Origin of the sequence: Rahnella sp. 2050, from assembly GCF_040544515.1 — a bacterium.
GTDB lineage: Bacteria > Pseudomonadota > Gammaproteobacteria > Enterobacterales > Enterobacteriaceae > Rahnella > Rahnella aceris.
In genome coordinates this window covers 1-13,040 of record NZ_JBEPKE010000011.1, presented here as the reverse complement: position 1 = coordinate 13,040, position 13,040 = coordinate 1, and the positions used below count along the sequence as shown (strand labels likewise).

The 13,040-nt window shown below is 47.3% G+C and carries 10 protein-coding genes and 1 tRNA gene; 5 read left to right on the top strand and 6 right to left on the bottom strand.

Translation table 11 applies throughout. The features are described from left to right. Window positions 1-726 precede the first annotated feature (726 nt). Window positions 727-1,371: a YchE family NAAT transporter gene (locus ABIC79_RS23755; protein ID WP_013575947.1), complete on the bottom strand. Its 645-nt coding sequence runs from the start codon at window positions 1,369-1,371 to the stop codon at window positions 727-729. A gap of 535 nt (window positions 1,372-1,906) precedes the next feature. On the opposite strand from ABIC79_RS23755, the gene adhE reads away from it, so the two are divergent. Next, on the top strand, window positions 1,907-4,576 hold the full coding sequence (adhE, locus tag ABIC79_RS23750; protein WP_013575948.1) for a bifunctional acetaldehyde-CoA/alcohol dehydrogenase: 2,670 nt from the start codon (window positions 1,907-1,909) through the stop codon (window positions 4,574-4,576). Between the two features lie 112 nt (window positions 4,577-4,688). Here the strand turns inward: adhE and ABIC79_RS23745 are convergent, their stop codons facing one another. Continuing rightward, complete coding sequence (locus ABIC79_RS23745; RefSeq protein WP_013575949.1) at window positions 4,689-5,297, bottom strand: thymidine kinase; 609 nt, start codon at window positions 5,295-5,297, stop codon at window positions 4,689-4,691. A 623-nt stretch (window positions 5,298-5,920) separates the two neighbouring features. Here ABIC79_RS23745 and hns point away from each other — a divergent pair. After that, entirely contained in the window at window positions 5,921-6,328 is a 408-nt protein-coding gene (gene hns, locus ABIC79_RS23740; RefSeq protein WP_013575950.1) for a histone-like nucleoid-structuring protein H-NS, read from the top strand. Between the two features lie 201 nt (window positions 6,329-6,529). Here hns and ABIC79_RS23735 read toward each other — a convergent pair whose 3' ends face one another. The 4 genes from ABIC79_RS23735 to rssA form a co-directional block, all read right to left on the bottom strand. After that, entirely contained in the window at window positions 6,530-7,537 is a 1,008-nt protein-coding gene (locus ABIC79_RS23735) for an NAD-dependent epimerase (protein WP_013575951.1), read from the bottom strand. A 9-nt stretch (window positions 7,538-7,546) separates the two neighbouring features. Then, complete coding sequence (locus tag ABIC79_RS23730; protein WP_013575952.1) at window positions 7,547-8,890, bottom strand: UDP-glucose dehydrogenase family protein; 1,344 nt, start codon at window positions 8,888-8,890, stop codon at window positions 7,547-7,549. 215 nt (window positions 8,891-9,105) lie between these two features. Further along, a complete protein-coding gene (rssB, locus tag ABIC79_RS23725; RefSeq protein WP_013575953.1) occupies window positions 9,106-10,119 on the bottom strand; it encodes a two-component system response regulator RssB in 1,014 nt (337 codons plus the stop codon). A gap of 96 nt (window positions 10,120-10,215) precedes the next feature. Further along, on the bottom strand, window positions 10,216-11,127 hold the full coding sequence (rssA, locus tag ABIC79_RS23720; protein WP_013575954.1) for a patatin-like phospholipase RssA: 912 nt from the start codon (window positions 11,125-11,127) through the stop codon (window positions 10,216-10,218). Window positions 11,128-11,275: 148 nt separating this feature from the next. Here rssA and ABIC79_RS23715 point away from each other — a divergent pair, with 148 nt between their 5' ends. The 3 genes from ABIC79_RS23715 (at window position 11,276) to ABIC79_RS23705 (ending at window position 12,930) form a co-directional block, all read left to right on the top strand. After that, window positions 11,276-11,740 carry a YchJ family protein gene (locus ABIC79_RS23715; RefSeq protein ID WP_354568683.1) on the top strand — a complete coding sequence of 155 codons (465 nt, stop codon included), beginning with the start codon at window positions 11,276-11,278 and terminating at the stop codon, window positions 11,738-11,740. Between the two features lie 43 nt (window positions 11,741-11,783). After that, the gene (gene purU, locus ABIC79_RS23710) at window positions 11,784-12,632 is read left to right on the top strand and encodes a formyltetrahydrofolate deformylase (protein WP_013575956.1); all 849 of its coding nucleotides are present in this window, start codon (window positions 11,784-11,786) and stop codon (window positions 12,630-12,632) included. Between the two features lie 213 nt (window positions 12,633-12,845). Further along, window positions 12,846-12,930, top strand: a tRNA-Tyr gene (locus tag ABIC79_RS23705). The last annotated feature ends 110 nt before the right edge of the window (window positions 12,931-13,040 follow it).

The following is a 13,040-nucleotide window of genomic DNA, read 5'->3' as shown; positions in this document are numbered from 1 at the left end:
AGCACAATGCCCGGCTTTCTTTTCGCAGAAAGCGGATGAGGATAATTTTGTGGTACGCATTGCGACACGATACTCTCCAAAAACAAATAAAATGGCTTCAATCTTTCTGTCTCTAGCAAGATTCGTTCTCACTCAGAGCATCCCGCTTAACAAAATTCCATTTTTGAAGGCGATTTGAAAATTATCAGAAGCCTGATACAGGCGCCAATAAATTTTGCAAATTTGTTACGCAATTCTCTTTTACTGGTTACAAGCCCGATGAGCCACCCACAAGGAAACATTTGGAAACCTTGGTTAACTCATTGTTTATTGGCATTTTTACGATAATTTTTAGCGCAAAATTAACGTCACTGATTGCATAAGAACTCGCCTGACACAATCCGTTAACATTAAGATGTTTTCAAGGATAAACACCTGTTAACTGCGGTGTTAACACTAATAACATCTCGATACAGCATGCACAAGCCTTACAGAATGATGTGGATAAATTAGCGTCAAAACGGGCAGTAAAGATGCGTATTTAGCTAAAAATTCGCTAAGTTTATTAGAAGAAATGAAGACTTGGTTCGAAAAGAAGAATGAGACGTGGCTTTACGCCACATTTAGGTGCAAACGCGCTTAATTAAGTCATTAGCTGCACTATATTAATGCATCGCATTATAAGGAAAGGTAATAATTATCACGAAAACCCACCCGTGTTTCCGTGATAATTCAGTGACCAGCAGGTTAGAGCAGGCCAGGGAAAATAGCTTTAATCCCTGTCACAATAAATTCGATACCCAGAGACATCAGCAAAAGCCCCATGATACGCGTAATCACGTTAATCCCGGTTTGCCCCAGTAATCGCACCAGCAATGGTGCCGCTCTGAACAGTAACCAGCAACAAAATGCAAAGAAGATAATCGCAAGTGTCAGTCCCAGCAGATTCGGCCAACTGTGATAGCGTGAACTCCATACAATCGTTGAACTGATTGCGCCCGGTCCGGCCATCAGAGGTAGCGCAAGCGGAACCACCCCGACATTTTCACGTATCGCTGTTTCTGATTTTTCCTGCTTGTTCTGTTTGTCCTCGCCCAGTTTCCCGCTGATCATAGACATCGCAATGGTGACCACCAGGATCCCACCCGCAATTCGGAATGAATCAATCGATATACCAAACAGATGTAAAATGGCATCGCCCAGGAAAAGTGCAGTCGACAATATAATGGCAACCGACAGGTTTGCCGTCATATTGGTTTTATTACGCCCCGCTGCCGCCTGATAGCTTGTCATGCTGATGAAGACTGGCAAGATCCCCACAGGGTTGACCAGCGCAAACAGCCCGACGAAAAACTTGATATACCCTGAAAAATCTAATAAAGATTGGCTCACGCAGAACTCCGCATAACTATGCCAGTAGATGAAGGTTTTGATGGGCGCTAATGTACTGGAATCCCCGTAAAGGCGCCACGTCGTTTCATAGTTTTTATCACCAGATTTCCGAACAAAGGCAGTGAATACAACTTTTGTTAAAAAACAGATTTTTTATTGATAACTTTAGATACAAAACTGTATTATCCAAGGGAGAATTTGATAACCATTCTCAATATCAAGTTGCTGAAAGGTGTCAGCATCAGTATTTAGTGATCCAGATCAAATTGACGCTGCCTACAAATAGGTAATCTCAGTACATAGTCACTCAGCGTTACATGAAAGATAAAACGTCCAGTGATGAAGGTGATTTATTTAACGTCATCTGCTTTACCCGGTGCTTCACAACTGAAAGCTCTTTGAGCAAATAAAGAGACAAAGACAACACATTGAGAATCTTAGATTTAATTAGTTTCTCACGGTGACTGATAGCAGGTCTATACTAGTCTTTGGCGGATTATTTACTAAAAGAGTTTAACTTTATCAGGAGAGCATTATGGCTGTAACAAATGTCGCTGAACTAAACGCACTCGTTGCTCGGGTCAAGAAGGCACAGCGCGAATATGCCAACTTCAGTCAAGAACAAGTCGATAAGATTTTCGCTGCCGCCGCCCTGGCTGCTGCCGATTCTCGAATTCTGCTGGCAAAACTGGCTGTTGAAGAATCCGGAATGGGTATTGTTGAAGACAAAGTGATCAAAAACCACTTCGCTTCTGAATACATTTACAATGCTTACAAAGATGAAAAAACTTGTGGCATCCTGGGCCAGGATGACACCTTCGGTACCATCACTATCGCTGAGCCAATTGGTCTGATTTGCGGTATCGTCCCGACTACCAACCCAACTTCTACTGCAATTTTCAAGGCGCTTATCAGCCTGAAAACCCGTAACGGTATTATCTTCTCTCCACATCCACGTGCCAAGAATGCAACGAACAAAGCTGCGGATATCGTTCTGCAAGCGGCCATCGCTGCCGGCGCGCCAAAAGATATCATTGGCTGGATTGATGAACCAAGCGTAGAGCTTTCCAACCAACTGATGCACCACCCGGATCTGAACCTGATTCTGGCAACAGGTGGTCCGGGCATGGTTAAAGCAGCTTATAGCTCCGGTAAACCAGCAATCGGCGTGGGTGCAGGTAATACACCAGTCGTTGTTGATGAAACCGCAGATATCAAACGTGTTGTTGCTTCCGTCCTGATGTCTAAAACCTTCGATAACGGTGTCATCTGTGCCTCTGAGCAGTCCATCATCGTGGTTGATTCAGCTTATAATGCAGTCCGTGAACGTTTCGCTTCTCACGGCGGCTACATGCTGCAGGGTAAAGAACTCAAAGCCGTTTCAGATATCATTCTGAAAAATGGCGGCCTCAACGCCGCTATCGTAGGTCAGCCAGCAGTGAAAATTGCTGAAATGGCTGGCATTAAAGTGCCTGCGAATACTAAAGTGCTCATCGGTGAAGTCACCATTGTTGACGAATCTGAACCGTTTGCGCATGAAAAACTGTCCCCTACCCTCGCTATGTACCGCGCTAAGAATTTCGAAGACGCCGTCGCTAAAGCAGAGAAACTGGTAGAAATGGGCGGTATCGGCCATACCTCTTGCCTGTATACAGACCAGGACAACCAACCAGAACGTGTGAATTATTTTGGCAACAAAATGAAAACCGCACGTATTCTGATCAACACCCCGGCTTCACAGGGTGGTATCGGTGACCTGTACAACTTCAAACTTGCTCCGTCTCTGACGCTGGGTTGCGGTTCCTGGGGTGGTAACTCCATCTCTGAAAACGTCGGTCCTAAACACTTGATCAACAAGAAAACTGTAGCGAAGCGAGCAGAAAACATGTTGTGGCATAAACTTCCTAAATCTATCTACTTCCGTCGTGGCTCACTGCCAATCGCACTGGAAGAAGTGGCGACTGATGGAGCAAAACGCGCCTTCATCGTAACTGACCGCTTCCTGTTCAATAACGGCTATGCCGATCAGATCACCAGCGTTCTGAAAGGTCATGGTATTGAAACTGAAGTATTCTTCGAAGTTGAAGCTGACCCGACGCTGAGCATTGTTCGTAAAGGTGCTGAGCAGATGAACTCCTTCAAACCAGACGTTATCATCGCGCTGGGTGGTGGTTCACCAATGGATGCTGCGAAGATTATGTGGGTTCTGTATGAACACCCGAATACTCAGTTCGAAGATTTGGCGCTGCGTTTTATGGATATCCGTAAACGTATCTACAAATTCCCGAAAATGGGCGTAAAAGCGAAAATGATCGCCGTCACGACCACTTCCGGTACTGGTTCAGAAGTTACACCATTTGCCGTTGTTACTGACGATGCGACTGGCCAGAAATACCCACTGGCTGACTATGCTCTGACACCTGACATGGCTATCGTTGACGCCAATCTTGTCATGAACATGCCGAAATCACTGTGTGCCTTCGGTGGTCTGGATGCCGTCACTCACGCACTGGAAGCTTATGTTTCTGTACTGGCGAACGAATACTCCGACGGTCAGGCTCTGCAGGCACTGAAACTGCTGAAAGAAAACCTGCCAGCCAGCTACAAAGATGGCGCTAAAAACCCGGTTGCCCGTGAACGTGTTCACAATGCGGCGACTATCGCGGGTATCGCGTTTGCTAACGCCTTCCTTGGGGTTTGTCACTCAATGGCCCACAAACTGGGTTCAGAGTTCCACATTCCGCACGGTCTGGCTAACGCCATGCTGATTTCAAACGTTATCCGTTATAACGCCAACGATAACCCAACGAAACAGACGGCTTTCAGTCAGTATGACCGTCCGCAAGCGCGTCGTCGTTACGCAGAAATTGCAGACCATTTAGGTCTGGGCGCTCCTGGTGACCGTACTGCACAGAAAATCCAGAAACTGCTGACCTGGTTGGATGAAATCAAAGCTGAACTAGGTATCCCAACCTCTATTCGTGAAGCTGGCGTTCAGGAAGCTGACTTCCTGGCTAAAGTAGATAAACTGTCTGAAGATGCGTTTGATGACCAGTGTACCGGTGCTAACCCACGTTACCCGCTGATCGCCGAATTGAAACAGATTCTGATGGATACTTACTACGGCCGTGAATACAGTGAAGACGTAGCAGAAGAAGTTGCTGCTCCTGCGCCAAAAGCTGAAAAGAAAACCAGCAAAAAATAATCTGCTGAGATACTGATAGTAAAAAACCCGCTGAAAGGCGGGTTTTTTTATGGTCCGAATTCGCGATTTATCATTCAACTCTGGCTCATCGAACTTAGTCAGCGCTCATGACTTAGAGAGTCTTACTTTCATCCCTGCCATCAAACGCAGCCATCGCTTCTTTGTAATGCTTACGGCAGACCGAAACATAACTTTCATCACCGCCAATAACGACCTGTGCGCCATCATGTAAGGCGTTACCGTTCTCATCCAGTCTCAGGTTGCGGTTGGCTTTGCGACCACAATGGCAGATGGTTTTAAGCTCAACCAGTTTATCCGCCCAGGCCAGCAGATATTCACTGCCCTCAAAAAGCTCTCCGCGAAAATCCGTTCTCAGACCATAGCAAAGTACAGGCACATCCAGATCGTCCACAACGTCCGTCAGCTGCGATACCTGAGCTTTGGTGAGAAACTGGCACTCATCAATCAGAACGCAACTCAAACGCTGTGTGCGGTTCTCCTGAGCCACCAGATTGAAGAGTTCTGTCTCTGTGTTGTAAAGCTCTGCAGGAGACGACAAGCCGATTCGCGAACTGACTTTACCCTGACCATACCGGTTATCGAGTTCTGCTGTTAACACCAGCGTGCGCATACCACGTTCTTGATAATTATATGAAGATTGCAGCAACGAGGTGGACTTACCGGCATTCATCGCCGAGTAATAGAAATAAAGCTGAGCCATAAAGAAGTGATCCCATAAAGTAATGGATGGCATAAATTTTCGGCATGTATTGTATCACATGCCTGGCAGACTATAACAACCGGAGAGTGGCACTGATATCTGGCACGGGCGGGCATTCATTCCCGGTAAAGAAATCACAGAGGCTTACAATAAAAATTATACGACATGAGATAATTATGGCCTGCTGACACGGCAGAATACCCGCAATGAAAGCGCAGTTTATATGTCTGCATTGCAGAGTAAGAGTTTGTCTATACATTAAAAAAGACAATTGAAATGCTACCGGCAAAGAATCATTTTTCTGATCTTGTGCTTCATCTCTCAAGCCTTTCCATATCCTTACATTACATGACTTCACGGATCCTTTAATTTTGTGAACTCTCGCTGACTTAAAAAAACACTTACACAAAGCATCAACAATCCTCAACAGAGGATTGAAAATAGGGTTATCATCCCCAGATTAATAGCGCTAAGCGACCTGGCTATATTTCTCTGCGGATAAACATTATTTGCTTTAAATGCGTAAATTAAGGTCAAGCAAACAAATTCGCTATTGCAGAATACAGAAGAGCATTCTATTATTAGCCAAACGCCCCCCACCAATATAATTTGAGACTAGTATAATGAGCGAAGCATTAAAGATTCTGAACAACATCCGTACTCTGCGTGCGCAAGCAAGAGAATGCACTCTGGAAACTCTGGAAGAGATGCTGGAAAAATTAGAAGTTGTTGTGAACGAGCGTCGCGAAGAAGATTCTCAGGCAGCTGCTGAGATTGAAGAGCGCACCCGTAAACTGCAACAATACCGCGAAATGCTGATTGCGGACGGTATTGATCCTAATGAATTGCTGCAGACAATGGCTGCGACTAAAGCGACTGGTAAAGCAAAACGTGCAGCACGCCCGGCTAAATACAAATACGTTGATGAGAACGGCGAAAACAAAACCTGGACTGGCCAGGGTCGTACTCCAGCTGTAATCAAGAAAGCAATCGAAGAGCAAGGTAAATCACTGGACGATTTCCTGCTGTAATTGCCCTGATTAACGTTACTGTTAATGCTAAAAAGCCCATCAGAGTGATGGGCTTTTTGTTTTTATTGCGCTGTAACAGGCGTACCGTAAATACAAAACTGATAAAACAGATTGATACAACCTGTTCAATAAACATCTATAAGATTTAACTGATTCCATAAAAAAAGGCTGCGTCAGCAGCCTTTAGCAAGAAATACAAAATCAAACCTGATAAAAGTCGCGATACCAGTCCACAAAGCGCTGTACGCCTTGCTCTACAGGTGTCTCAGGCTTGAAGTCAATCGCCTTAGCCAGCGGTGATGTGTCTGCGCTGGTCTCGTGTACATCGCCTGGCTGCATTGGCAGCATATTCTTACCCGCAACCATTCCCAACGCCTTCTCCAGCGCACTGATATACGTCATCAGTTTCACGGGGTTGCTGTTGCCAATATTATAAACACTATAAGGTGCAGAACTGCTGGCAGGAGAGCCACCTTCTACAGTCCAGTCCGGATCAGATTGTGGAATAACATCCTGTAAACGAACAATGGCTTCGGCGATATCATCGATATAAGTAAAATCACGACGCATTTCGCCATGGTTATAAACATCGATATTCTGCCCGGCAAGTATTGCTTTGGTGAACTTAAACAATGCCATGTCCGGGCGTCCCCACGGGCCATATACGGTGAAGAAACGTAATCCGGTCGTAGGGATCTTATAAAGATGTGAATAAGTGTGAGCCATTAATTCATTAGCCTTTTTCGTTGCGGCATACAGCGAAACAGGATGATCCACAGAATCATCCGTTGAAAAAGGCTGTTTTTTGTTCAGGCCATAAACTGAACTGGAAGAGGCATAAAGCAAATGTCCGACTTTATTATGACGACATCCTTCCAGAACATTAACAAATCCTATGAGGTTGGCATCCGCATAAGCCAGAGGATTTTCGATTGAATATCGGACACCCGCCTGCGCGGCTAAATGGATAACCCGTTCAAAACGCTGTTCCGCAAACAATGCGGCCATACCCTCACGATCAGCTAAATCCAGCTTAATAAATTCAAAGCCGACTTTATTTTCCAGCTGAGCAAGGCGGGCAAGTTTCAGATTGACGTCATAGTAGTCATTCAGATTATCAATGCCGATAACGGAATGACCCGCAGCCAACAAACGTTGTGACACATAGAACCCAATAAAGCCCGCTGCGCCAGTGACCAGATATTTCATGAAAACTCCTTACAGAACCGGATTGATTGATGCGCCACGACCTATGCCGTAGTAAGTAAATCCGCGTTTCTCCAAACGTTCAGGATCGAATAAATTACGACCATCAAAGATAACCGGCTCTTTTAATGCTTTTTTGATCACATCAAAATCAGGGGCACGGAAATTCTGCCACTCCGTACAAATAATCAACGCATCAGCATTGTGCAATGCCGCTTCCTTGGTGCCCATCAATTCCAGATCATCACGGTGACCGTAGATCCGCTGCGTTTCATTCATCGCCTCAGGATCATAGGCTTTGATTTTCGCGCCTGCAGCCCAGAGTTGTTCCATTAATACGCGACTCGATGCTTCACGCATATCATCGGTATTAGGCTTAAATGACAGCCCCCACAGTGCAAAGGTTTTCCCTTTCAGGTCATCGCCAAAATGGCGCTGAATGAAAGCAGGCAATTTATATTTTTGCTGGTAATTGACCTGTTCTACCGCCTGCAACAATTTAGGCTGATAGCCAATATGCTCAGCAGTACGGATCAACGCCTGGACGTCTTTAGGGAAACACGAACCGCCGTAGCCGCAGCCAGGGTAGATAAAGTGGTAGCCAATGCGTGAATCAGAACCGATACCCTGGCGGACTTTCTCGATATCCGCACCGAGCATTTCTGCCAGATTAGACATTTCATTCATGAAACTGATTTTGGTCGCCAGCATACAGTTAGCGGCATATTTGGTCAGCTCTGCACTGCGGATATCCATCAGGATCATACGATCGTGATTACGATTGAAAGGTTCGTAAAGTTCACGGATCGGATCAATAGCATCCGGGTTATCAGTACCGATGACAATACGTTCAGGTCGCATACAGTCTGCGACTGCTGCACCTTCTTTGAGGAATTCAGGGTTTGATACCACATCAAAGTTGATATCTGCACCACGTTCTTTGAGTTTCTCGGTCATTACTGCACGGACCTTGTCCGCAGTACCGACCGGAACGGTGGATTTATCAATGACCACTTTGGGTTCGGTCATGTACTCAGCAATCGTACGCGCCACGGCAGTCACATATTTCAGATCAGCGGAACCGTCTTCATCCGGTGGCGTACCCACCGCGATAAATTGTACCGTTGCATGCGCTACACCGTCAGCCGCATTGGTACTGAAAAGCAAGCGCCCTGCTTCATAGTTGCTCTGAACCAGCGGCGTCAGGCCCGGTTCAAAAATTGGGATCTGCCCGTTTTTCAGGTTTTCTACTTTCTTTGCATCTACATCGATACACAAAACTTCATGCCCAACTTCAGCAAGAACCGCCGCCTGAACAAGTCCGACGTAACCGATACCAAAAACTGTTACTTTCATCAGCGAATTCCTATTTGTTATTTTAAACAATGTAAAATAGACAGCCAAATTTACCGGAACGGATTATACCAGTTTCAGCCGCAAGTGCGCCTGCAAAGGCATATTTTGCATTGAGATACATCTTAGAAGATTGAAATAAAGTGGGAAGACAAAAAAACGTGTGGGAAAAATGCTCAGGATTATTAATAAATTATTATCAATAGTAATAAATTTGCTCAATCAACAGACAGCATTAATCTCAGACGACCACCCGAACCCCAGACCTGACATTGCCAGGCATCACATTTCTGACTGATTTGATTGGAGTATGTTGCGCCAGTGGTGCCGAGCGGCACACCATTGCTGAGCTGAATCATATTGGTGCCGGTATTCACGTTGGCATGTAATCCCGCAGAAACCAGAATGAGATTCTTATACCCGGCATGATAATAACCAAGCAGCAACGGGAATTGTCCTTCGAGATTTGCCTGCTTGAATAAATGGTTGACCTGTTTAAGCAGCGTCGACATTTGTGGCAACCGCTGATGCTGATTACTTAAGTGCTCACGTAATAAGCTGTTAAAAATAGCACGCAACAATAACGCCGCCAGTACGCCATTTTCGTTGGCACGGGTCACGTCCAGACAATAGAAACCGAGATCTTTGGAGGAAAGCGCGGCGATATCCAGCACCAGTCCCGGACTTTCCGCTGATGTCAGTTGCCGGTAGTTGATGCGGCAATGCGCCAGCCTCTGCTGAACCGGTGGCTGTAATTCCTGCAACAAACGCTGTGCTTCATTAGGGTTGCGGCACAGCGCTTCCCAGTCCTGAACCAGCGAGCTTTCCTCCATCGCCTGTGATGAAAAAAGCTTCGGGTATAAAGACGAAAGCAGCGCTTCGCGTAACCGGTTGAGATCGCTGATCGGTTTGAGAAGAACATCTTCCACGCCGAGTCGCAGCATTGATGCAACGTCGGTCATTTTATCCGTGGCGGAGATCACCAGAACAGGGATTTTATTTCCCTGTAATCGCAGGTTTTCGACGAACTCCATACCGCCCATCTCAGGCATCGCCAAATCGCAGAGAATCAGGTCAGGCGGGTAATCTTCGACCAGAGACAAAGCCTCAAGGCCATTTTCGGCTTCCGTAAATGTCGCACCGAGGGAACTTACATAGCCAGCAAGTATGGATCGGAAGACGGCTTCGTCTTCAACGATGAGAATATGCTTGCTTGTAAGTGGCTTGTCCATCAGGGTCCCCCAGAATTTCTTATTCTAATAGTGGCTCATAAAGCCTGTTTTTGCTTGGCAGAATTGTCAGATTAGGCCAAACACATTTTAAGCCATTCAGAACTGTCTATTTTTAATCAGGGGTAGCAATTGCTCTCTCTGTTTTTCAACGGCAAGACGGCCTGCCTCGATCGCTTCTTCTGCCCGATGGAAGTCCAGCGTCGAAATTTGCGGGCAATAAGGCTGGATCAACACATCCGGCGGGTCGCCTGCCATGCGATTACGTTTGAGGCGGTTTTCCAGCACCTGAATGGACGTTGACATAATTTCCATCGCCGAGGGGCTGACGTTGGGTTTTCTGGCATTTGGACGGGTTAAACGCTGACGTATTCTGTCACGCCAGCTCACTTCTTTCTCAGTATCCAGTGCTTCGCCGGTCGGTTGTACCGTCAGCAAATCCTGCTGCATCAGATGCGCGTCGTGCTGGAGATCAACGGCGATAACGATATCAGCGCCAAGTGCGCGAGTCAGCGAAATGGGCACCGGATTCACCACCGCCCCATCAACCAGCCAGTAACCATTGTGCCAGACCGGTGCCAGCAGGCCGGGCATACTGCACGAGGCGCGGATAGCCTCATGCAAGTCCCCTTTTGTCAGCCACAATTCGCGACCGGTACTCAGATTGGTGGCGACTGCGCCAAACTTCTTCGAGCACTTTTCAAACTCATCAATGCGGATCAACTGCCCCACGGCATTGAACACACGCTCTCCACGCAGCAATCCTCCGCGCTTCCACGAAAAGTCCATCAGTCGCAGCACATCCCAGTAACTGAACGAGCGAACCCAGCTTTCTATTGCAGGCAATCTGTTACTGGCGTAGGCCGCGCCGACCAGTGCGCCAACTGAACAACCGGCGACGACATCAACGTCGATATCCATTTCCTTCAGGGCATTAATCACGCCAATGTGTGCCCACCCTTTCGCGGCTCCCGAGCCAAGGGCAAGACCAATGGTGACTTTTCTGCTCATCTGATGACCTTATATTGCGCATAGCATTAGAATCAGCGGGGAAGCGCGTTGTCACCCGGCGAGGTTGTTAGGTAACATATCGCTTTGGTGCATTCAATAGCGCAACCTGCGCTATTGAATGTGTAAGCCCTGCGAATCAGGAGTTTCCGTGTCAGAACTTTGCCCATGTTGCAGCCATCTTCCTTACGAAGAATGTTGCCAGCCATACATTTCTGAGACCCGCGTGGCGCCCACACCGTCCGCGCTGATGCGATCACGCTACACTGCTTACGTCCTGAAAAATGCGAGTTATCTGATCGCCACCTGGCATCCGGATTGTCAACCCGGGCGCTGGCGTGAAAGTTTACAGGAAGGCTTTACCAGTACGCACTGGCAAGGTTTACAGGTGATCGCTCAGTCAGAGGGACGCAATGCTGATGAAGGTTTCGTTGAGTTTGCTGCACGATTTACCGAAACCGGCGACGAACATATTCATCTGATCCATGAGCGTTCACGATTTCTTCGTTTGAACGAACGCTGGTACTATATCGACGGAATTAAACCGCAGACAGGACGCAATGACGCCTGCCCGTGCGGATCGGGTAAAAAATATAAGAAGTGCTGCGGTAAATAATTCAACCGTACTATTTTAAGTCTTGGACAGGATCCACAACCTCATGCCGCAACAGAACGTACAAACCAAGGTATTACGCACCATTTGCCCTGACGCAAAAGGTCTGATCGCCAAAATTACCAATATTTGCTACAAGCACGAACTTAATATCGTGCAAAACAACGAATTCGTCGATCACCGCACCGGACGCTTCTTTATGCGTACCGAGCTGGAAGGGATTTTCAACGACACCACGCTGCTGGCCGATCTTGACAGCGCGCTGCCTGCGGGTTCCGTGCGCGAACTCAACAGCACCGGACGCCGCCGCATTGTTATCCTGGTCACCAAAGAAGCCCATTGTCTGGGCGATCTGCTGATGAAAGCGGCTTACGGCGGTCTGGATGTCGAAATCGCTGCGGTGATCGGTAATCACGACACGCTGCAAACGCTGGTCGAGCGTTTTGATATTCCGTTCCATCTGGTCAGTCATGACGGCCTGACCCGCGAACAGCACGACAGCGCAATGATTGCGCAAATCGACCAGTATCAGCCTGATTATGTGGTGCTGGCTAAATACATGCGCGTGCTGACGCCGGGTTTTGTGCAGCATTATCCGCATCAGGTGATCAACATTCACCACTCATTCCTGCCGGCATTTATTGGCGCCCGCCCGTATCATCAGGCGTATGAGCGCGGCGTGAAACTGATTGGTGCCACCGCGCACTACGTGAATGACAACCTGGATGAAGGTCCGATCATCATGCAGGACGTGATTAACGTCGATCATACTTATACGGCGGAAGATATGATGCGCGCCGGTCGGGACGTTGAGAAAAACGTGCTCAGCCGTGCCTTATATCGCGTGCTGGCGCAGCGTGTCTTTGTTTACGGCAACCGCACTGTCATTCTGTAATCCGCCTTCTGACGGTGCTTTTCGCTCAGAGAAGCACCGTTAAGCGCAAAAAATCCGCAAACGAACTTTATTATCGCTTTCAGCGCTTTACACCTTCGAATCATTTGGTATTATGCGCCCCGTTCGCAGCTAACCGCTGCAGCGACAAAAATCATCCATGTAGCACATGATGGTTTTGGCCAAGAAGTATGTAGTAAATGCCACAAAAGTTGTGGTGGGGTTCCCGAGCGGCCAAAGGGAGCAGACTGTAAATCTGCCGTCATCGACTTCGAAGGTTCGAATCCTTCCCCCACCACCATCTTCTATGTGCAACCGCACCTTCCGAAAAATCCCAAACTAAATAAAAACTCAAATCGGGAAGGATGAAGAATCTTCGACACGAAGGTTCGAGCCGAGCGAAGCGAGACA